This is a genomic window from Streptomyces sp. NPDC012637 (assembly GCF_042954805.1).
Classification (GTDB): domain Bacteria; phylum Actinomycetota; class Actinomycetes; order Streptomycetales; family Streptomycetaceae; genus Streptomyces.
Genome location: NZ_JBIBDS010000007.1, coordinates 72,617 through 93,864, shown reverse-complemented (window position 1 = coordinate 93,864; position 21,248 = coordinate 72,617). Strand labels below are relative to the sequence as shown.

Sequence of the window (21,248 nt, the reverse complement as noted above, 5' to 3'; positions counted from 1 at the left end):
GGCCACATCGGCAAACCGGCCCACTTTTGCGCGGTGGGGTACCCAGATACGACGAGCGACGGGAGCGTCACCCGGAGGCGCGGCGCCACGGGTGCCACGGCGCCGTCGCCGGCTGCCACCGGGCCGTCACGCGAGGACGGCGGTGCCGTCCCCCGGATGCGACCGGGCGTAGGGGGCCGTGGCGGGCCTACGGGGTGGTCCGGGCGTACAGGGCGGGCCCGCCCGAAGATCCTTAGACTGAAGGTGTACGGAAACACGACGCATCCACGCTGGGGACAGCCGTGACCGATCTTCTCGAACGCGGCGCCGTACTGCAGGATCTCGCGGACTGTCTGGAACAGGCCGGGCAGGGCCACGGGCAGCTGGTGCTGCTGCGCGGTGAGGCGGGCATCGGCAAGACCGCGGTCGTACGACGCTTCGCGGAGGAGCAGGACGGCACGGAGCGCGCCCGGGTGCTCCTCGGCGCCTGCGACCCGCTCTCCGCCCCGCGCCCCCTGGCCCCTCTGACGGACATCGCCCCGCTGCTCGGCCCGCCCGTGACCCAGGCCCTGGAAGCGGGCCTCCGTCGGCACAGCGACCCCGGCGGCATCTTCGGCGGAGTGCTCGCCGCGCTGGGGGGCCAGGCGGGCGAACGGCCCACGCTGCTGGTGATCGAGGACCTGAACTGGGCCGATCAGGCCACCCTCGACCTGGTGTGCTTCCTGGCCCGGCGGATCGACCGGATGCCCCTCATGCTCCTGGCCACCTACCGCGACGACGAGATCGGCCCCACCCACCCCCTCGCGGTGGTCCTGGGCGACCTGGCCTCCTCCCGTGCCGTGCACCGCTGCACCCTGGGGCCGCTCAGCCGCCGTGCCGTCGCCGACCTCACGGCCGCGGCCGGTCATCCGGTGGACGCCCACGAGCTGTTCGGCAAGACGCGCGGCAACCCGTTCTACGTCACGGAGGTCCTGGCGGCCCGCGGCCGCGGCGTCCCGACCACGGTGCGCGAAGCGGTGATGGGCCGCATAGCCCGGCTCCCCGAACCGGCCCGGGAGACCGCGGAGACGGTGGCCGTCATCGGGCCCCGCGCCACCGAACCGCTGATCGCCGCCGTGTCGGCGGACGCCGCGGCGGGCCTGGCGGACTGCCTCGCCTCGGGAGTGCTGTGCACGGACGGCCCGGTGCTGTGCTTCCGCAACGAGCTGGCGCGCCTGGCCGTGTGGGAGTCGCTCCCGGTCTACCGGCGCGCCAGGCTGCACGCCCGCGTCCTGTCGGCGATGCGCTCGGGTCCGGTCGACCCGGGCGATCTGGCACGGCTCGCCTTCCACGCGGAGCAGGCCGGCGACGAAGCGGCCCTGGCCGAGTACGCTCCGCGGGCGGCCTCCTACGCCGCGGCGCTCGGCTCGCACCGGGAGGCCGCCGCGCTGTACGGGAGCGCCGTGCGCCACCCGGCCGCCGCGCCGCCCGCACGGCGCGTCCAACTGCTCGAAGCCCAGTCCCACGAGAGCTACGTGACCGGGAACCTTCCGGAGGCGATCGCGGCCGGCGACGAGGCGGTCCGGCTGCGCCACGAGCAGGGCGACCGGCGCGGCGAGGCGGAGGGCCTGCGCCGGCTCTCCCACATGCACTGGCTCGCGGTCCGCACGACGGAGGCCTGGCGGACGGGCCTGGACGCGGTGCACGCGCTGGATGACGGGGGCTCGACCCGGGAACTCGCCTGGGCCTACGCCAACCTCGCCCAGCTGGCCTGCCTCGGCTACGACCCCGCGACGACGGCCGAGTACGCCCGCAAGGCCGCCGACCTGGGAGCAGGCCTGGGCGAACCCGCCCTGAAGACCCATGCGCGCGTGCACGAGGCCCTGGTGGAGGTCACCTGCCACGGGCAGGACTGGCCGGGCTTCGAGGACGCCTGGCACGCGGCCATGGCCGAGGAGGACCTGGCGGACGACGCCGGCATGCTCGGGGCGGTCGCCTGCTGCACGGCGGCGTTCCACCACGATCTGCCGCGCCTCGACCGGCTGACCGTCCGCACCTGCGTCTACTGCCGCGAACACGAACTCCCGATGTTCCTCGTGCTGGCCCTCGGAGCGGCCGGCCTCGGCATGCTGCACCGGGGCCAGTGGGGCCGGGCCGCCGAGCAGGCGGGCGAGGTGCTCGACCGCAACCCCCAACCGCTGCACCGGCTGCTGCCCTTGGTGACGGCGGCCCTGGTCAGGGCGCGCCGAGGCGAACCGGGGGTGTGGCCGCTGCTGGACGAGGCGCTCTCGTACGGCGAGGAGGAGGGTCTCTTCCTGGCCGGCCCGGTGTGGGCCGCCCGCGCCGAGGCGGCCTGGCTGGAGGGGAACGACAGCCTCGCCGTGGCGGAGGCCGAGCACGGCCTCAAGGCGGTCACGATGGACAGCGACCCCTGGCTCGTCGGAGGGATGCTGCGCTGGTCCCGGCTGGCCGGCGGCATGCCCTCGCAGACCCGGGCCGCTGCGCCGTACGCCCTCGAACTGGCCGGGCGGTGGCCCGAGGCGGTGCGCGTGTGGGAGGAGCTCGGCTGTCCGTACGACGCGGCGCTGACCGGTCTCGGCGGCGACGTGCCCGCGATGCGGCGGGCCCTGGAGACCTTCCGCTCCCTGGGGGCGCGGCCCGCCGCGGACCGGACCTGGGAACGCCTGCGGGCGGCCGGGGTGCGACGCACCCCGCACGGCAGGCGCGCCTCGACGTGGGCCAACCCGTACGGCCTGACCAAACGTGAGCGGGAGGTCCAGCGCCTGCTGTGCGAGGGGCTCACCAACAGGGAGATCGCCACCCGGCTCTACATCACCCCCAAGACCGCCGCCCATCACGTGGCCGCCGTGCTCGCGAAGCTCGGCGTCCACACCCGCCAGGAGGCCGCCGTCCCCCTGGACGACGAACCCTCATGGCAGGTCGGCACGTGAGGTGCCGTCTCGGCCACCCGCGGTATCTGGGCACCACGCAGCGCAAAATCGGGTCCGGCTACCGATGAACCTCCCCCGGCGCCACAGCAGACTGGCTGCATTCCCGGCGCCGGACGGAGGAGGTGCCCCATGGCCCCACGCATTCGCGTGGCCGCGTTCCTCGGCACACGGCCCGAGGTCATCAAGATGTACTCGCCCATCAGGGCGCTGCGCGACCTGGATTCGACCTTCGAGACGATCGTGTGCTCCAGCGGCCAGCACGCAGAGCTGCTGTCCGACGCGCTCACGACCTTCGGGATGGGCGTCGACTACGAGCTGGACGTGATGCGCAGGAACCAGCGACCCGCCGAGGTGGCCTGGAAGGTGGCCCGGTGGGCCGGCGACATCTGTGCCGAGCGACGCCCCGACGTCGTCCTGGTCCAGGGCGACACCACGACCACGATGGCCGCCGGCGTGGCGGCCTTCCACTCCTCCACGCGCGTAGCCCACGTCGAGGCCGGACTGCGGACCTACGACAACAGCGCCCCCTGGCCCGAGGAAGGGCACCGGAGGATCCTCGGCGCGATCGCGGACCTGCACTTCGCCCCCAGCGAGATGGCCGGTGCCAACCTCGTACGCGAAGGGGTGGCGCCGGACCGGGTGTTCCTCACCGGGAACACCGGTATCGACGCGCTCTACTGGGCCCTCTCGCGTCCGCGTCGCACGCCCGCGCCTCCTGACGGGCAACGTCGCGTGGTGGTCACCACGCACCGGCGCGAGAGCATCCCCGACGGGATCAGCGCCATCTTCGGTGCCGTACGGGAGCTCGCGGGTCTCTACCCCGACGTCCGGTTCCAGCTGGTGCGTCACCCGTCCCCGCCGGTCCTCCGGATGCTGCAGCAGACCCTGGACGGGGTCCGCCCGCCGAACATCGAGGTGCTGGCGCCGTGCAGCTACGTCCCGTTCATGCACATGCTCGCCGACTCGTACCTCATCGTGACGGACTCGGGCGGCATCCAGGAGGAAGCACCCGTCCTGGGCAAACCGCTTCTCGTGGTCAACCGCCGCACGGCCCGCGAGGAGCCCCTCATGGCCGGCACGTCCGACCTCGTGGGAACCGACCAGCACAGCATCGTCGCGGCGGTGGCCGGCCTGCTCGACGACCCGGCCCGCCATGCGCGCATGGCCACGCGCCACGAGCCGTACGGGGACGGCCTCGCCGGCGAGCGCATCGTGAAGATCCTCGGCGAGGAGATCCAACCGGGGACGGCGACGGAGTCACGGCGATGAGGGCGGCGTCGACGAGGGCGGCGTCCCCGGCCCCGCGCACCGGGACCACCGGCGCCGGGGTCGTCGGCGCCGGCGGCACCGGCACGGGGACCACCGGTACGAGGACCACCGGCGCCGGGACCAGCCGCACAGGGACCACCCGCGCCGCCCCGTCCGCCGAGACGGCGGACGCCGCCCGGCGCATCGAGCGCTGGCTGCTGTCCGGCGGGGCCCGGATCGAGGAGGGCGCGCAGCGCGGAGGGGTCGCCGGCCGGCTGGACAGGGACGGGCGACCCGAGTTCGTCTACCTCGAGATCACCGGCTACTACCTGACCGCCATGGCCTGGCTGGCCTCGGGCGCGGCGAGTTCCCTGGACCGTGCGGCGGAGGCACGCGCCCACGGCGGGCAGGCGTTGGACTGGATGACCCGCACGTTGTCGGAACGGGGAGTCCCGCCGACCCGGCTGTACGTGTCGGCCGTTCCCTCCGACTGGCGGAACGCCGGCGTGTTCACGTTCGACCTGGCGATGGCGGCGCGGGGAGCCGCGACCTTCGGCCAGGTCACCGGGGACGACGCCTGGAAGGAGCCCGCCGCCGGACTCTGCGCCTCCATCGACGGCATGACGTCGGGATCCGCCGTCCTGCGGTCCCATGACGCGGTCGCCCGCGCGCCCCTTCCCGACCGCTGGTCGACCCGGCCGGGCCCGCACCACCTGAAGGCGGCCGCGGCCCTGCTCGGGATTCCCGACGGCGTGCTCGGGACACCTCTCGCAGGGGTCTGCCGCCGGACCTGCGCGCACTGGGAGGCGGTGCTGCGCGAATCCTGGCCGTGCCGCGAACTGCACCCGCTGCTCTACGGGATCGAAGGCCTGCTCCTCGGCGCGTCCCCCGCGGACGACGAGGCGCTGGAGGTCGTCGAGGCGCTCTACACCCGCCTCATGGCGCTGCAGGCCGCCGACGGCACCCTCACGGAGACGACCGGCGGCGGCATCGTGCGTTCCGACGTGCTCGCCCAGGCCCTGCGCATCGGCCGCGTCCTGCGCGGCCGTGGACACCTGCCGGGGGACCACTGGGCCGGACGTCTGGAGGGGCTGGCGCGAGCGCTGCTCGGCTTCGTCCGAGCGGACGGAGGGGTCCGCTTCTCCCACGACCAGGAGAGCGTCAACACCTGGTGCGCGATGTTCGCCCATCAGGCGCTCACCGCCGATCAGGAAGGCCTGAGCGGAGTCGCATCGGAACTGTTGGTGTGAGTGGTGTGAGCCTCGAGCGGCGGCCTCGAGCGGCGACACGCGGTGTGAGCCTCATCCCCGTGTAAGGACGGCTTGGCCGGTTGTGAAGGGGGTCGGGCCGGCTCTGTCCGCGAGAAGGGGGGGCAGCGGATGTACACCGGTTTGGGCGGCAGCCGCCGCCCGAGAGGGATTCGACATGGGCACGGGTTTCGACAGCAGCACGGGCACGGAGAGGTTGCTGCTGGGTGCGATGGCCGGCACGGTACCGCGGACTGACCGCCCATCCGGCGTGTTCGGCTTCACCGCGGAGGTACGCGGCCCCCGACCGGCCGGATAAACGGATGGCCGGGGGCGAGCGTGACGCGGCAGGATGCTCCCCATGACCTTGCCCACCCCCGAGCTGCACACCGCCCGCCTGCGTCTGCGGCCGTTCACCGAAGCCGACGCGGCGTCGCTGTACGCGCTGCACAGCAGCGCCGACGTGCTGCGGTACTGGGACTCCCCGCCGTGGACCGAACCGGCCCGCGCCCAGCGCTTCATCGCGACCTGTCGGACGATCGAGGAGGAAGGCACGGGAGCGCGGGTGGCCGTCGACCGCGTCTCCGACGGCGCGTTCATCGGCTGGTGCGGCCTGACCAGCTGGAACCCGGACTTCCGCAGCGCGTCCCTGGGCTACGTCTTCGACGCCGCCGCGTGGGGCCACGGCTACGCCACGGAGACCGTGCACGCCGTCCTGCGGTGGGCGTTCGACACCCTGGGCCTGAACCGCGTCCAGGCCGAGACCGACACACGCAACGTGGCGTCCGCCCGGGTCTTGGAGAAACTCGGTTTCGTCCGCGAAGGCACCCTCCGCGAGGACTGCGTCGTCAACGGCGACGTCTCCGACTCCTGGGTCTTCGGCCTCCTCCGCCGCGAGTGGCACCCGACGGCCACGCCGACGGCCGGCCGCTAGGACACACTGCCCGGCTTTCGGTCCGGAGCGGCCCACCGAGGTCACCGTGGGCTGCTCCGGCGAGGTCGAGCCCACCGCATGGTGGCCTCTTGGGAAGCCCGAGCCGTCCGAGCTCCCGCGTCAGACCGAGGCCCGTGGGGTGAGCTGGTGCCACGAACAGCTACTGAGGTGGCGGACCGGCCCTCGCGCCGAGTCCCGGGATCAGACACCTCACTGCGTGAGGCTCGGCAGGCACCGCTCAGCGGACCTCGGCCTCAGTCGGCCTCGGTGGGCAGTGGGCACCTCAGGACTCGATACAGGCGCCTCGGCGTCTCGGGGCTCAGTAGGCACCTCGGCGCCCGAGCACGGCCGGCACCGTCCTGAGGAGGATCCTGATGTCCGACCTGAGGTCCCAGCCGGCGATGTACTCCAGATCCATCCGCACCTGCTCGGCGAAGGGGACGTCCGAGCGGCCGCTGACCTGCCAGATGCAGGTGATGCCGGGCTTCACGAGCAGGCGCTGCCGCTCCAGCGGACCGTAGTGCTCGCACTCCTCCGGAAGCGGGGGACGCGGGCCCACGAGACTCATCTCGCCGTGGATGACGTTCAGCAGCTGCGGCAGCTCGTCGATGCTCCAACTGCGCAGGATCCGTCCCACCGGAGTGACCCTCGGATCGCGACGGATCTTGAAGAGGGGACCGGTGGACTCGTTCAGGTGCAGGTACGCCGACCGCTCACTCTCCGCGTCCAGGCGCATCGAACGCAGCTTGAACATCCGGAAGGGCTTCCCGTGGCGCCCGATCCGCTCCTGCGGGTAGAAGACCGGTCCCGCGGAGGTCAGTTTGATCGCGCACGCCGCCGCCAGCAGGACCGGTGACAGCAGGACCAGCGCCGGCAGGGCGAGCGAGACGTCCAGAACCCGCTTCGCGAGCAGTTGGCGCCCGCTCGCCGCAAGAAGGCCACCGTCGATCCGCGGCGGGACGTCGACGTCCGGAGTGGCGATTCGGGCTCGCACCGTTCGGGGGCGCATGCCAGCAGTCTGCGGTGACGCCGGGACGGGTTCATCGGCAACCGGACCCCACTTTTCCCGGTGGCATGCCCACATACGCCGAGCGACGGCGCCCCGACGGGGAGCACCGGCCGGCAGCGCCGTCTCGGGGCCCTGGGGCATCGGCGAAGATGGGGGTGCCACCTGGAGCGAGCACAGCCCGAGTACACGAGGAGCGACGACAGATGCCCCCTTCCGGGCCCGGTTCGAGACCGCCCACGATCGCCGACGTCGCGCGTGCCGCCGGCGTGTCGCGTACGACGGTCTCGCACGCCCTCAACGGGATCGGCAAGGTCGACCCCCGGACCCGGGAGCGCGTCAGGCAGGTCGCCGCCGACCTGGGCTACCGGCCCAACCTGCGGGCGCAGCGGCTGCGGCGCGGCGAGGCCAGGGCCATCGCGCTGGCCTCCTCGATGCCGTTCGCGGTGGCCGGAGGGCCGTCCCGGCTCGGGTTCTACATGGAGGTCGCCGCCGCTGCCGCCGAGAGCGCCCTCCTGCACGAGTACGCGCTCGTGCTCGTGCCGCCCGTGCAGTCGACGGGCGCGCTGTACTCCGTCGACGTCGACGGGGCGATCGTCGTCGAGCCCGACGTGGACGACGCGGCGGTGGCGCAGTTGAAGGAGCGGGGACTGCCGTACGTGGCGCTCGGCCGACCCGTGTCGCCGGACGAGGACGTGCCGTACGTCGACCTCCGCGGCGGCCTCGTCGTCGAGGTGCTGCTGACCCACCTGCGCGAGCAGGGCGCGCGGCGGCCGGCCCTGATCGTCGGTTCCGGGGCGCGGCACTCGTCGGTCGACGCCCGTGCGGCCTTCGAGCGGCTCGCGAAGGAACACGGCTGGGAGCCGGTCGTGGCGACCGCCCCCGAGTCGGGCGGCGAGCAGGCGGGTTACGAGTGCTGCGCCGCCCTGCTAGCCGAGCACCCCGACGTCGACGCGGTGTGCGCCCTCGTGGACGCGTTCGCGGTCGGCGCGGTGCGGGCGGTACGGGACAGCGGGCGGACCGTCCCGGACGACGTCATGGTCGTCACCCGCTACGACGGCCTGCGTGCCCGGACCTGCGACCCGCCGCTGACCGCCGTCGACCTCCACCTGGTCGGTGCGGCGGCCGCGGCGGTTGACCTGCTGCTCGGCCGGCTGCGCGGCGAGACCGGCGACCCGGTGGCCACGGTGCCCGCGCCGACGGTGATCGCCCGGGCGTCGTCGCTGCGCCGCCGGACGACCGGCACCTGACCCTCCCCTCGCCCCGGATCGCGGGGCGAGGGGAGGCGAGGGACGCGGGGCGGGGCGTAGGCACTTCGTACGGTCAGATCCCGAGCATCAGGACCACGCCGGACACCAGGGCGAAGAAGAGCACGAACAGACGCATCCGCCGTGCGTCGACCCGGTGGTGCACCAATCGGCTCAGCCACGCGCCCGCGGCGATCGCGGGTGTCAGCGCGAGAGCCCATCCGAGGTCCGCCGGGTGGCCCTCCCCGGTCCCGAACAGCAGGAGCAGCGAGGCGACCTCGCCCACGAGGAAGCACAGGGCAACGGTGGAACGCAGCTCGCCCGGCGGCCGGTGCTGGTAGACGAGAGCCAGCGGCGGGCCGCCGACCCCCGTCGCCGTCTCCGTGAGTCCGGTCACCACGCCCGCGCCCACGTAGGCGGCCCTGCCGGGTGTGAAGACGGGGGCCGCCAGGCTCACCACGGCCGCGAGGATCGTCGCGAGGCCGACGAACAGGCCGAGACCGTGGTCCGGGATCAGCCACAGCAGCGCCAGACCACCGGGCGTGGCGGCCAGCCGCGCGCCGGCGATCCATCCCGCGCCGCGCAGGTCGAGCGCGGCCCGCTCGCGCCAGGCGACGTACAGGTTGAGGGGGACCATCGACGCCAGGACGAACACCGGGAGCAGTCCGGGATCGAGGATCCCGGCCACCGGGGCGACGATCAGGGCGAAGCCGAGACCGCTGCTGCCCTGGACGAAGGCGGCGGCGGTCACCGTGACGGCGAGCACCGCCAGCGTCTCGCCAGTCACCGCGCCGTGTCCCGTTCCCGCGCCGTGTCCCGTTCCCGCGCCGTGTCCCGTTCCCGCGCCGTGTCCCGTTCCCGCGCCGTGTCCCGTTCCCGCGCCGTCGTGGAGGTGGGGTGCACCCGTGTGATGGCGGCCCGGCCGACGGCCTCGTGGGCCAGCTCGGCCGCACGCCGCACGAGGGCGTGGCCGTCCCAGCCCACCGGCCGGCCGCGCCAGAGGCGCAGGCGTCCTTCGACGAACACGGCGGTGATCTGGTCGCGGTTGCCTCGCCGTACGAGTTCCCACGGCAGGTCCCAGGAGAGCGCGAGCTCCGGGGTGGTGACGTCGACGAGGAGGAAGTCGGCGGCCAGGCCCGGCGCGATCGTTCCGGTGCGCGCGCCGAGGCCGAGGGCGTCCGCGCCGCCGCGGGTGGCGTGCTCCAGCCACGTCCAGCCGGCGCCGCACGACGAGTCGCCGGTGGCGAGGCCGTACGCGAGCCGCTGGGCGAACTCGGCCGCGTCGGTGAGCCGGAAGCCGTCCCCGCGGGTCCCGTCGGTGCCGAGCCCGAACCGGATGCCGCGCTCGGCCATGGCGGTGGCGGGCGCGACGGCGTTGCCCTTCCAGGCGCTGGCGACCGGGTTGTAGCTCACCGCGGTCCCGGTGCCGGCGAGCAGGGTGAGTTCGCGCGGGGTGAGCAACGTGGCGTGCGCGGCCAGCAGTTGGGGGCCGAGCGCGCCGATCGCGTGCAGGTGTTCCAGGGGGCGCAGACCGTGGCGCACGAGCGAGCGTTCGACGGCGGTCAGGTGCTCGTTGACGTGGATCTGGACGACGGCTCCGGCCTCGGCGGCGAGCCGGGCGGTACGCCGCAGGGTCTCCTCGGTGGCGGCCTCCGGGATGGAGACGGCGAGGGAGGCGTGGACGAGGGGGTCGCCCTCGTGACGGGCGAGGTGCTTCTCGGCGCGGTCGAGGAGGGCGCGGCCGCCGACGCCGGGCCCGGGGGAGTCAGGGGCCGAGCCGGTGTGGTCGAGGCCTGCCCGGGCCGGGAAGGCCTGTGCCCGGTCCGGGCGCGACGGATCCCCGCCGTCGGAGTCGTTGCACACCAGGCCCAGGACGCAGCGGATGCCGGCGTCGCGAGTGGCGGAGGCGACGACATCGACGTCCACGGCCGCGCGGGTCCCGGCGTCGGCGACGGTGGTGAAGCCGCCGCGCAGGGCCTCCAGGGCGGCCAACTTGGCTGCCACGTAAGCCGATTCCTCGTCCAGTGAGCCCTCCAGCGGTACCCACACCCTGCGGAAGATCTCCGAGGGTTCACCGAAGGCGAGCGCCGAGCCGAAGCTCTGGGTGAGGTGGTGGTGGGCGTCCACGAAGCCGGGCATCAGGAGCTGTCCGGGCAGGCGTACGGGGTCGAGCCGCGGGTGGCGGCGGAGCAGCTCGTCGGCCGGTCCCACCGCCGTGAAGGATCCGTCGGCGACGACGACCGCCCGGCCGTCGGCAGGGCCTTCGGGCAACAGGACGGCGTCCGGGACCAGAAGGTGCGGGCCGGGGCGTTCGAGGAGCTCCTGGGTGTGCTGGTTCATCGGTGGCTTTCCGCGCGGAAGGTGGACAGGCGGGCCGCGATGCCCGGCCTGACGTGGTGAAAGAGGATGTTGAGCACGGCGGCGACGAACGCGCCGACGGCGACGCCGCTTTCGAGGAGGATGCGTGCGTTCGGCGGGAATCCGCCGTACACCCCGGGGACGAGGATCGGCAGCAGCCCGAGGGCGAGGGCGACGGCCACCACGAACGTGCTGGTGTGCCGGTCGAGATCGGAGCGGCCGAGCATCTGGACGCCGAGCACGGTGATCACCGCGAACACCACCATGGCGGTGCCGCCGACGACGGCGGAGGGGATGACGCTGATCGCCCGGGTCACCGGGGCGAGGAATCCGATGCCGATGAGGACGACACCGGCCGTGGCGGTGACGAAGCGGCTGCGCACGCCGGTGACCCGGACGATCCCGATGTTCTCGCCGCTGGTGACCATGAGGGGCAGACCGAAGAACCCGCCGAAGAGCGAGGTGCGGGCGTCCCCGCGGACGGTCTTGGGCACGTCGGTGCGCCGGTCGATCTCCTTGCCGACGGCTTCGGCGTTGATGACGGTCTGGCCGGTGGCCTCCGCCATGGAGGCGAGGCTGTAGAGCATCAGGGGCAGCGCGGCGAGCAGGTCGAACTGCGGGGAGCCGAACGGCATCGGGTGCGGCAGGCCGACCAGTCCGCCCTCGGCGGCGTGGCCGAGGTCGACGTGGCCGAGGGCGGCCGCGAGCGCGGTGCCGGCGAGCAGCCCCAGCATGACCGCGAGTTGGCGGACGACGCCGCTGGACAGCAGGTAGAAGACGACCGTGAACGCGATCGTCGCGATGCCGAGCGCGAGGTTCGTCGGCTCGGCGAAGCCCGGCTGACCGGGGCGGCCGGTGACCAGCACGGCGCCGACCTTCACGAGGTTGACGCCGACGATGACGATCATCGTGCCGATCACGAGGGCGGGGAAGAAGCGGAGGAGCCGTGAGAACACCGGCAGCACGACGAAGGTGAAGAGCGCGGTCAGGATGACCGCACCGCACGCCGTGCGCAGGCCGTGCTGCCCGGCGATCGCGAGGAAGAGCACGAGCGGGGCGCCGCCCGGCAGCATCATGAACGGCAGCCGGGGCCCGAACTTCCACGGACCGAGCGACTGGATCAGGGAGCCGACGCCGGAGAGCACGAAGGCGGCGGAGAGCAGGTCGACGGTCAGGTCCGCGTCGAGCCGCAGGGTGGCGCTCATCAGGAAGATCGCCGAGATCGGCGTGGCGGCCATGACGAGGACGTGCTGGATCCCGAAGAGGAGGATCCGGCCCAAGGGGCGTGACGCGTCGACCGGATGGACGTCCGTGGGGCGGGAGTCCTGGTGCAGGGGCGGTCGGTCCGTGCTGGGCGGGGACTGGTGGGGACGGGACACGTTCGAGCTCCGATCGTTCGACACGTCGGGGGTTCAGCCGCGATCCGGCCCTGGACGGGGAGCCAAGACGAGGTGGCCAAATCGATTTGGCCGTCAGTATGGGAGGGGTGCGTCGGAGGCGTCAAGGGTCGCGGGCCGACAGGAATCGGTGGGGCACGGCAACGAATTCCGTAGCCCTGGCGCCAGTTGGCCATCGATTCGTAAGTTACCGAGCGGTGTTCCCTCGAAAACATGAGCACATGCCTTGCGCCCGAGGCCGCCCATCCGCCAGGATCTGTGTCCGGCCCGGGCCCTCCGCCCGGCCCCTGCCTCCCTGTCCGGACACCTGGTCGCGCACCGGAAACCCCGTGCCGCCAGCCGGTGAACCGCCCGATCCGCGCGGTCGCCCGGATGCCCTTCGAGGCTCTCCTCGCGGCCCGGCCCTCTCTTCGCGGCCTGGCGTCGCCCCCCTCTCATTCACCTACCCCCAGGCAAGGCAGAGATGGCACCACTGGCCTCAGGCCGACGATCCCGCACCACCACGCATCCGGTGGACGAGGTCCTCCCGCTCCCGGCCCTTTCGCTCTACGGAATCCAGCACGTCCTGGCGTTCTACGCCGGCGCGGTGCTCGTTCCGGTCATCCTGGGGAGCAGCCTCGGGCTCTCGCGGCAGGAGCTCGTCTACCTGATCAACGCCGACCTGGTCACGGCCGGGATCGCCACCGTCATCCAGGCGTGGGGCTTCTGGCGCATCGGTGCCAGGCTGCCGCTCGTCCAGGGCGCGACGTTCACGGCCGTACCGCCCATGATCGCCATCGGCCAGGGTGCGGGCGGCGGCACCGCCGGGCTGCTCGTGGTGTACGGCGCCGTGATCGCCGGCGGCGTCGCGGCCTTCCTCTTCGCCCCGTTCGCCGGAAGGCTGACCGGGTACTTCCCCCCGATCGTCACCGGCACCCTCCTCACGGTCATCGGCATCGTCCTCATACCGGTGGCGCTGCAGGACGTCGGAGGCGGCTCGGCGCTCCTCGGCGGCCCGCACTACGGGGACCCCGCCCACCTCGCGTACGCGGGAGGAACCCTCCTGTTCATCCTGTTGGTGGTGCGCTTCGGCGGTCCGTTCCTGCGCAGCGTCGCGGTCCTGCTCGGCCTGGTGGCCGGCACCGCCGTCGCCTGGCTGCTGGGCGACGCCGACCTCGGTGCGGTCGACCAGGCCGACTGGCTCGGCGTCAGCACCCCCTTCCACTACGGGCTGCCGCACTTCTCGGTGTTCCCGGTCCTGGCGATGGTCGTCGTCATGCTCATCACCATGGTGGAGACCACCGGAGACGTGTACGCGATGGGCGAGATCACCGGCCGCGAGGTCGACGGCGAGACGGTCAGCCGCGCGCTGCGGGCCGACGGCCTCGCCACCGTGCTCGGCGGGGTCTTCAACTCCTTCCCCTACGTGGCCTTCGCCGAGAACATCGGCCTGGTCCGGATGACCCGCGTGACCAGCCGGTTCGTCGTCGTGGCGGCCGGAGTCCTGATGATCCTCCTCGGACTGGTGCCGAAGGCCGGCGCCGTGGTGGCCTCCGTGCCTCACCCGGTGCTCGGCGGCGCGGCCGTCGTCATGTTCGGCATGGTCGCGACCGTCGGCATCCAGATCCTCGCCAAGGTCGACCTGAAGGAGGAACGCAACGCACTCATCCTGGCCGTCAGCCTCGGCGCCGCGATGCTCCCGACCGCCGTCGCGCCCTTCTTCGAGCGCATGCCCACCGAGGTACGGGCCGTCCTGGGCAGCGGCATCACCCTCGGCACGCTGTCGGCGGTCCTGCTGAACCTCTTCTTCCACCTGTTCGAGAGCCGTCGCAAGCGGCGCGACATCGACTGGGAGGCGCTGACCTCGTACGACGACGGGACGGGACCGCAGCCCGCAGGGACCCGCTGACCCGCCCCCGTGCCGCGCGGCCCCGCCGCGCGGCGCCGTCCACCGAGGTGATCCTCCGTGCCCCACCCTCCCTTCTCTCCCGCGCATGCCCGCGCCGCCCGTCTGCGCATCGGCCTGACCCCCGAGCAGGTCGCCGCCGCCATGTCCCAGTTGGGCCTGCACCGCACAGCGACCGCCGTCCTGTCGTGGGAGCAGGGCACCCTGGCCCCGTCGGAGCCCGAACTCTTCGCCCTGTCCGGCGCGCTGTGGTGCCCCGTACCGGAACTCATGGCCCTGCGGCCCAGATCCCTGCGCGAGCACCGTCTGGCCCGGCAGTTCACCGCCGACCGCCTGGCCGAGCGCATCGGCATGGACGCACCCGCCTACGCCCGCGCCGAGCAGGACCACCACTGGACCGGAACCAGCCGGCAGACCCTCCTCCTCGCGGAAGCGCTGGGCCTGGAACCCGACCGCCTCCTGCGCGTCATCCGCCGGGCGGGCGACCTCGACGCCCTCCTCCGCCAGGCCGTCGAAGGCCGCTGGAAACAGCACGCCGCCCCACTCGCCCGACTCGTCGACGCCCCCGAACGCACGGTGGCCCGGGCCTTGCGCACCCTCCACCAGGAGCACGGCCGCTTCAACGAGGCCTACATGGGTCACGTCGTCGCCCGCAGCGACGAGGCACGCCTGCGCGAGATAGCCACGGAACGCGCCGCGTGGCTGTACGACCTGACCCGCCGTTTCCTCGCCCTCGTGGGCCACGGCGACGGTCCCGTGCCCTGAGCGCCTGCCGATGCGGTCGGCCGGGCCTTCCCGACGGCGGGAGGGTCCGGCCTCCGGCCGGGCGGGACGCGCCGGCGCGACACCACCCCACTAGCTCCTGGGTGTCGTCGCCCGTCCGGTGCCCGCTCCCGGAGAGTATGGGGTCATGGGCGTCGTCCTGCCGGTTCTCTTCGCGCTGTGTGCCGCGTTCAGCAACGCGCTGGCCACCGTGCTCCAGCGGCGTGCCGCACTGACCGTCCCCCGGTCGGACTCCTTCCGCCTTGGGCTGATCCTGGACCTGGTACGGCGTCCCCTCTGGCTCGCCGGCATCCTCGCCGTGATCGTCGCGGGGGTGGGGCAGGCAGCGGCCCTGGCGACGGGCGCGCTGTCCCTCGTGCAGCCCTTGTTCGTGCTCGAACTGCCGCTCGCCCTGCTGATCGCCTCCGTGATGGCCCGCGAACGGTTGCCCGGCCGGCTGTGGGCGGCCGTCGCCGCCGTGGTGTGCGGGCTCGGAGCGGCCCTGCTGGCAGCCGAACCCACCGGAAACCGCACCCGTGTCGAGCTGGACCGCTGGGTGCCGGCGCTCGTCGCCTGCGCCGTCGCCGTGGTGGTGCTAGCGGCGGCAGGACTGCGTCGGCCGCCGGGCCGGGCACGCGCGGGCTGTCTCGGCGCGGCGACGGCCATCTGCTACGCGCTGACCGCCGCCCTGATGAAGACCTCCATGCACATCCTCGGAGACGAGGGGCTCGTCGCCTTCCTGACGTCCTGGCAGACCTACGCGTTCTGCGTCGCCGGGATCGCGGCCGTGCTCCTGCTCGAACACGCCATGCAGGGCGGCCCGCTCGTCGCGTCGCAGCCCGCCCTCACCCTCGGAGACGCCACGGTGAGCCTGACCCTCGGCGTACTGCTCTACGGGGAGTACGTCCGGACCGGCTGGTGGCTGGCGCCCCAGCTGGCCGGCGTCGCGCTGATCGTCGTCGGGGTGTTCGCCCTCGCCCGCAGCGGCGTCCGCTCGGCCTGAGCCGTCCTTCGGCCGCTTCCCCGGGCCCGTCCCCGGGGCCGCCGGTCAGGCGCGCAGTCCGGCCAGCCGGCGCCGGTCGAGCGGCGACGCCCGGCGGTCGAGGCGCTGCTCCAGGAGGTGGCGGGCGCTGTCGCTGTGGCCTGCCTCCACCAGCGCGTACAGCAGGGTCTCCTCGACGACCTCGCGCTGCGCCGCGCTGCCTCCCACCCTGCGCAAGGAGGGCAGCAGTCCCCGCAGCTCCGTCACCGCCGTGGCCCACTCCTCTTCCAGCACGGCCTCCAGGGCGCTGCACAGGGGGACGACGACCTCGCGCTGCACCGCGTCCGCGCCGGCCGCGTGCGTGCGCAGGCGGCGGAGCGCCGGGAGGTCGCCGGCGGCGGTGAGGGCGAAGGCGCTGTGCAGGGCGGTGAACGCGGTCGAGGGGTGTTCGACCAGGTCCCGGGCGACCGCGTCGAGGACGCCGTCGGCCGGGACGCGGCCGGTCCAGTTGTGGCACATGCGGGCCCGCCACAGCAGCGAGCCGGAGTCGACGAGCGCCCGAACGCCCGTCACCTGACCCGGCGCGAGCTGGGCGAACCACCGGCGGCGCACCGCCGCGGAGTCGTCGAGCGCGAGCTCGTGCAGGGCCACGTGCCAGGAGAAGTGCGCCCGGTGCACCGCGCCCCGCCCCCGGCCGGCGATCCAGCCGTCGAGCCAGTCCCGGCCCACGCGGTGCGCACCGGACTCGTAATGGACGTGGGCGAGGGCGTGCACGGCGTGGCCGGAGGCGGGCTGTGCGGCGAGCGCCGTCCGGGCGAGCTCCCCCGCCTCCTCGATCCGTCCCTGCTCCTGGCGGACGAAGGAGAGGAGCGAGGTGTGGAACCAGTGGCCGTCGTAGGCGGGTGCGGTGCGCTCCACCAGGCGCAGGGCGAGGGTGCCGTCGAGGTCTCCGACCCCCGAGAAGGCGATGGTGGGAACCGCGATGGCGAGCGCGAACGCGTCGCCGGGGAAGCGCGCCAGGTGGTCGACGAGCGCCGTGTCCCCGTCCGCCGCCCCGTGTGCCGAGTGGTCCCGGATCCGGCGCGTGACCACGTCGACGAACGAACGTTCCCGTTCGTCCGCCCGCTCCCGCACGCTGCGCCGGGCGTCCGCCAGCGCGCGGGCGACGTCGACGTCCGCGCCGCCCTCGTGGCCGAGCAGGGCGAGCGCGGCGTGGCCGAGTGCGAACCCGGGGTCGAGCTCGACGGCACGCGTGAACGCTTCGGCCGCCTTGGCCCGTACGGTGATCACCCGTCCGAGTCCGCTCCGGAAGGCCTCGGCGGCCGCGGCGTGCGTGGACAGCGGCAGCCCGAACTGGTCGGTGGGGCGGCGGCGCGCGACCCGTGGAGCGTGGGGGAGCGCGGCGAGGACGGCCTCGGCCACGTCCTTCGCCTGGGCACGGATCTCGGGGATGGCGGTCGTCTCCCACAGCTCGCCGCGGCGGGGCGCGCCCAGGGTGAACAGCGGCCGCTCGGCGCGTCCCCGGACGTCCCGCAACCGGCCTTCCGCGGTGGAGACGCCGATGCCCAGCGGCCCGGGCACCGCGAGACCGTCGGCGAGGAGACCGCCCCACAGGGGGTCACCACCGTCGGCCCGCAGCCCCGGCCCCGTGCAGTCGACCACCCATGCCACCGACAGCTCACGGCCGTCGGCGAGGGACACGGTGAGGCCGCCGTCCTCTCGCGGCGCGGCGGAGGCCACCCGGCCGGCGTGGATCCGCAGCCGGCGCGCGGCGCGCGCCCGGGTGACGGCCTCGGCGGTGGACGGGGCCATGCGGTGCCGGTGCACGTTCCAGAGCGTGGCGTCGCGGCCCAGGAACTCCGCCCGCTCGTCGTCGGTGAGGCCCTTCCAGAGCTGGGCGATCCAGGGGCGCAGCCCGTCGAACGCGGGCCGCCAGTCGCCGTGGGTGCGGCGCGTTTCGGCGACGTATCGCATCAGCTCCCTGCGCAGGCCGGGGAACCGGAGCACGGCGAGGTCCGGGGGCGGCAGCACGGCCGGCAGCGGGGCGACCGCGTGCGGCTGGGGCAGCAGCCCGGTCCGGGACACCGCGTGCACGGTGCGGCCGGCCCGGTCGAGGACGAGCGCGAGGTCGACGGCGGTGAGACCGGTGCCGACGAGCAGGACGTCGTCCGCATCCCCCACGCCGTCGAGGGCGCCGGGCGCCCAGGGGCGGGCGACGAACCGGTCGGAGCCGACGAGTTCGGCCGGGGCCCACTCGGACCGGCCCGGTGCGGGCCCGGTGGCGAGCACCACGCTGTCCGCCGTCACCGTTCCGCCGTCGGCGAGCCGGAGTTCGAGCCGGCCGCCGGCCGCGTCGGCGCAGCCCGTCGCCCGCGTGCGGAGCCGCCGTACGGCGACCCTGCCGTGCGCCGCGATGATGGCGCGGCCGAGGGTGTCGGCCAGGTAGGAGCCGTAGCGGTACCGGGACGCGAAGTCCGCCGCGGTGACGGAGGGTTCGCCGTGGCACGAGAGCCAGCGCTGGAAGTGGCCCGGGTCGTCGGGGTAACAACTCATGCCGCCCACCGGCACGTTGAGCCGGTGCTCGGGGGCGTCGGTGGCGTACGCGATGCCCCGGCCGGCCTCCGGCGCCGGGTCGACGAGGACCAGATCGAGCGGCGTGCGCCGCCGGGCCGCCGCCTCGCACAGCTGGACGGCGACGAGCGCACCGGCCGCGCCCGCGCCGACGACCGCCACGGTCGGCCGGGCAGGACCGGAGGCGGGGGACGTTGCGGAATCGGCGGATGTGGCCGACAGCGGGGATGCGGCGGACGCCACGAGCACCTCCGGGAGAGAGCGGGCACGGCACGATCGGCGGGCAATGTTCACTATGTCGATGAACAAAGTGGACTGGCAATGTGGGTTCCGGCCAACAGGACGCTGCGCGGGCGCGGTACGCCGGTTCGGGACCGGGTGGTGCCCGGCTTCGTGTCACTCGTTCGCAGCATCGTCGTGAGACATTGGAGCCGTGAGGATCACTGCACGAACGGACTACGCCATCCGGGCCATGGCGGAGCTGGCCGGTGCCCCGGACCGGCCGCTCAAGGCCGAGGACATCGCCGGACGCCAGGACATCCCGGTCCGCTTCCTCTTCGTCGTGCTCGGTGACCTGCGGCAGGCCCGTCTCGTGGCGAGCGTGCGCGGCCCCGAGGGCGGCTACACCCTGGCCCGCCCGCCCGCGCAGATCACGCTCGCCGACGTCATCCGCGCGATGGACGGGCCGCTCGTCAGCGTGCGCGACCTGAAGTTGACGGGGCTCGAGTACCAGGGAGCGGCGGCGCCGCTGCCGGATGTGTGGCGTGCCGTGCGGACGAGTCTCCGTCAGGTCCTGGAGGGCACGACCCTCGAGGACCTGGCGGCGGGGACGCTGCCGGAGCTGGTCCAGGAGCGGGCCTCCGCGTACACGGACGACATACGGACGTATCCCTAAGGAGAGCCGGAGCAGCGGGAGAGCCGGGGAGAGCCCGGCCAGTCGGGAGAGCAGGGAGAGCCGCGCGAGCCGGGGGAGCCGGGCAAGTCGGAGGAGCCGGGAGAGCCGAGGAGCCGGGAGCGCCAGGGGAGCCGGGGGAGCAAGGCGGGGGAATGCCCCGCCCGATCGGGCATGGTGGCCGAGCGGATGCTCGCGCCCTCAACTGTGGTGTCCCACCATATACGCGCCTGACCTGCGCGTTCCTACGGTGTGGCGACACGCAATCCTCCCCGTCACCCGCTCGGAAGTGGTGCACATGGCCGCCGCAACTCACGCTCCCACGCCTTCCGGCTCCCTCAAGCGCATCGTCGCCGCGAGCCTGATCGGCACCACCATCGAGTGGTACGACTTCTTCCTCTACGGGTCGGCCGCCGCGCTGGTGTTCAACAAGCTGTTCTTCCCCGAGTCCGATCCGCTCGTCGGCACGCTGCTCTCCTTCCTGACGTACGCCGTGGGCTTCGCCGCGCGGCCGCTCGGGGCGCTGGTGTTCGGGCACTACGGGGACCGGCTCGGGCGGAAGAAACTGCTCGTGCTCAGTCTGCTGCTGATGGGCGGGGCGACCTTCGCCATCGGCCTGCTGCCGACGCACGCCGCCGTGGGCTCCGCGGCGCCCGTGCTGCTGACCGCGCTGCGGCTGGTGCAGGGATTCGCGCTCGGCGGGGAGTGGGGCGGGGCCGTACTGCTCGTGTCCGAGCACGGGGACGCCGGGCGGCGCGGCTTCTGGGCCTCGTGGCCGCAGACCGGGGCGCCGGCCGGGCAGTTGCTCGCGACCGGTGTGCTGTCCGCGCTGACGGCGCTGCTCTCCGACGCCGCGTTCACCTCGTGGGGCTGGCGCGTGCCGTTCCTGCTCTCCGGTGTGCTGGTCATCGTCGGACTGTGGATCCGCCTCTCCGTGGACGAGTCGCCCGTCTTCAAGGCCGCGCTCGCCGCCGCCGAGAAGCGCGAGGCCGCCGCCGCGCAGGCCGAGAAGATGCCGCTCGTCGCCGTCCTCCGGCACCACTGGCGTGACGTGCTGATCGCCATGGGCGCCCGGATGGCCGAGAACATCTCGTACTACGTCATCACCGCCTTCATCCTCGTCTACGCCACCACGCAGGTCGGCCTCTCCAAGCAGACCGCCCTCAACGCCGTCCTCATCGGCTCCGCCGTCCACTTCGCCGTCATCCCGCTGTGGGGCGCGCTCTCCGACCGGCTCGGGCGCCGGCCGGTGTACTTCGTCGGCGCGGTCGGCGTCGGGCTGTGGATGTTCCCCTTCTTCGCACTCGTCGACCGGGGCTCCTTCGGCAGCCTGCTGCTCGCGGTCACCGTCGGACTGGTGCTCCACGGGGCCATGTACGCGCCCCAGGCCGCCTTCTTCTCCGAGATGTTCGCGACCCGGATGCGCTACTCCGGCGCCTCCATCGGCGCACAGTTCTCCTCCGTGGCCGCCGGCGCGCCCGCCCCGCTGATCGCCGTGGCGCTGCTCGACGAGCACGGCAGCTCCACCCCGATCGCCCTGTACGTGATCGCCGCCGCACTGCTCACGATCGTCGCCGTGGCCTGTGCCCGCGAGACCCGCGACCGCGACCTCGCCGCGATCGCCGAGGACGCTCCCGGCGCCGACCGCGACCGCATGCGCGCCGAGGCCTGACCGCCGGGCGCGGACGAAGGGCGTACGCGAAAGGCCCCTCTCGCAGGAGAGGGGCCCTTCATGCGTGAGCAGTTGCGCGTCGGCAGGTGAGTGCGAGCGTTCGTGCGCCACGGTCGCATGCCAGCGGTCGCGTGTCAG

The 21,248-nt window shown here is 73.6% G+C and carries 15 protein-coding genes; 10 read left to right on the top strand and 5 right to left on the bottom strand.

The features are described 5' to 3' along the window. Positions 1-281 precede the first annotated feature (281 nt). From ACFY8W_RS26275 to ACFY8W_RS26260, 4 genes are all read left to right on the top strand, one after another. A complete protein-coding gene (locus ACFY8W_RS26275) occupies positions 282-2,909 on the top strand; it encodes an AAA family ATPase (protein WP_391109894.1) in 2,628 nt (875 codons plus the stop codon). A 129-nt stretch (positions 2,910-3,038) separates the two neighbouring features. Next, a complete protein-coding gene (gene wecB, locus ACFY8W_RS26270) occupies positions 3,039-4,178 on the top strand; it encodes a non-hydrolyzing UDP-N-acetylglucosamine 2-epimerase (protein WP_391109892.1) in 1,140 nt (379 codons plus the stop codon). Then, positions 4,175-5,407: a hypothetical protein gene (locus ACFY8W_RS26265; RefSeq protein WP_391109889.1), complete on the top strand. Its 1,233-nt coding sequence runs from the start codon at positions 4,175-4,177 to the stop codon at positions 5,405-5,407. Before wecB ends, ACFY8W_RS26265 begins: the two co-directional genes overlap by 4 nt. A 358-nt stretch (positions 5,408-5,765) precedes the next feature. After that, on the top strand, positions 5,766-6,338 hold the full coding sequence (locus ACFY8W_RS26260; RefSeq protein WP_391109887.1) for a GNAT family N-acetyltransferase: 573 nt from the start codon (positions 5,766-5,768) through the stop codon (positions 6,336-6,338). A gap of 319 nt (positions 6,339-6,657) precedes the next feature. On the opposite strand, the gene ACFY8W_RS26255 is transcribed toward ACFY8W_RS26260, so the two are convergent. Next, complete coding sequence (locus ACFY8W_RS26255) at positions 6,658-7,347, bottom strand: sugar transferase (RefSeq protein ID WP_391109885.1); 690 nt, start codon at positions 7,345-7,347, stop codon at positions 6,658-6,660. A gap of 203 nt (positions 7,348-7,550) precedes the next feature. On the opposite strand from ACFY8W_RS26255, the gene ACFY8W_RS26250 reads away from it, so the two are divergent. Then, positions 7,551-8,594 carry a substrate-binding domain-containing protein gene (locus ACFY8W_RS26250; protein ID WP_391109882.1) on the top strand — a complete coding sequence of 348 codons (1,044 nt, stop codon included), beginning with the start codon at positions 7,551-7,553 and terminating at the stop codon, positions 8,592-8,594. Positions 8,595-8,667: 73 nt separating this feature from the next. On the opposite strand, the gene ACFY8W_RS26245 is transcribed toward ACFY8W_RS26250, so the two are convergent. Genes ACFY8W_RS26245 through ACFY8W_RS26235 form a run of 3 tightly spaced genes read right to left on the bottom strand, consistent with a single transcriptional unit; the run spans position 8,668 to position 12,328 of the window. Further along, complete coding sequence (locus tag ACFY8W_RS26245; RefSeq protein ID WP_391109879.1) at positions 8,668-9,378, bottom strand: TSUP family transporter; 711 nt, start codon at positions 9,376-9,378, stop codon at positions 8,668-8,670. Then, positions 9,375-10,931, bottom strand: coding sequence for an amidohydrolase family protein (locus ACFY8W_RS26240; RefSeq protein ID WP_391109876.1), 1,557 nt, complete (start codon positions 10,929-10,931; stop codon positions 9,375-9,377). The genes ACFY8W_RS26245 and ACFY8W_RS26240 overlap by 4 nt, the downstream gene beginning before the upstream one ends. Then, the gene (locus ACFY8W_RS26235; protein WP_391109873.1) at positions 10,928-12,328 is read right to left on the bottom strand and encodes a solute carrier family 23 protein; all 1,401 of its coding nucleotides are present in this window, start codon (positions 12,326-12,328) and stop codon (positions 10,928-10,930) included. The genes ACFY8W_RS26240 and ACFY8W_RS26235 overlap by 4 nt, the downstream gene beginning before the upstream one ends. A gap of 529 nt (positions 12,329-12,857) precedes the next feature. Here ACFY8W_RS26235 and ACFY8W_RS26230 point away from each other — a divergent pair. The 3 genes from ACFY8W_RS26230 to ACFY8W_RS26220 all read left to right on the top strand — a co-directional run bounded on the left by ACFY8W_RS26230 (position 12,858) and on the right by ACFY8W_RS26220 (position 15,996). Then, positions 12,858-14,234 (top strand): solute carrier family 23 protein, encoded by a 1,377-nt coding sequence (locus ACFY8W_RS26230; RefSeq protein ID WP_391109870.1) that lies wholly within the window; start codon positions 12,858-12,860, stop codon positions 14,232-14,234. A gap of 57 nt (positions 14,235-14,291) precedes the next feature. Further along, the gene (locus tag ACFY8W_RS26225; RefSeq protein WP_391109867.1) at positions 14,292-14,996 is read left to right on the top strand and encodes a helix-turn-helix domain-containing protein; all 705 of its coding nucleotides are present in this window, start codon (positions 14,292-14,294) and stop codon (positions 14,994-14,996) included. A gap of 145 nt (positions 14,997-15,141) precedes the next feature. Continuing rightward, complete coding sequence (locus ACFY8W_RS26220) at positions 15,142-15,996, top strand: DMT family transporter (RefSeq protein ID WP_391109864.1); 855 nt, start codon at positions 15,142-15,144, stop codon at positions 15,994-15,996. Positions 15,997-16,041: 45 nt separating this feature from the next. On the opposite strand, the gene ACFY8W_RS26215 is transcribed toward ACFY8W_RS26220, so the two are convergent. Beyond that, the gene (locus ACFY8W_RS26215; RefSeq protein WP_391109861.1) at positions 16,042-18,708 is read right to left on the bottom strand and encodes an FAD/NAD(P)-binding protein; all 2,667 of its coding nucleotides are present in this window, start codon (positions 18,706-18,708) and stop codon (positions 16,042-16,044) included. Positions 18,709-18,979: 271 nt separating this feature from the next. On the opposite strand from ACFY8W_RS26215, the gene ACFY8W_RS26210 reads away from it, so the two are divergent. Both ACFY8W_RS26210 and ACFY8W_RS26205 read left to right on the top strand, forming a co-directional pair. Continuing rightward, entirely contained in the window at positions 18,980-19,441 is a 462-nt protein-coding gene (locus tag ACFY8W_RS26210; protein ID WP_391109858.1) for an Rrf2 family transcriptional regulator, read from the top strand. 295 nt (positions 19,442-19,736) lie between these two features. Then, positions 19,737-21,110 (top strand): MFS transporter, encoded by a 1,374-nt coding sequence (locus ACFY8W_RS26205; protein WP_391109856.1) that lies wholly within the window; start codon positions 19,737-19,739, stop codon positions 21,108-21,110. The last annotated feature ends 138 nt before the right edge of the window (positions 21,111-21,248 follow it).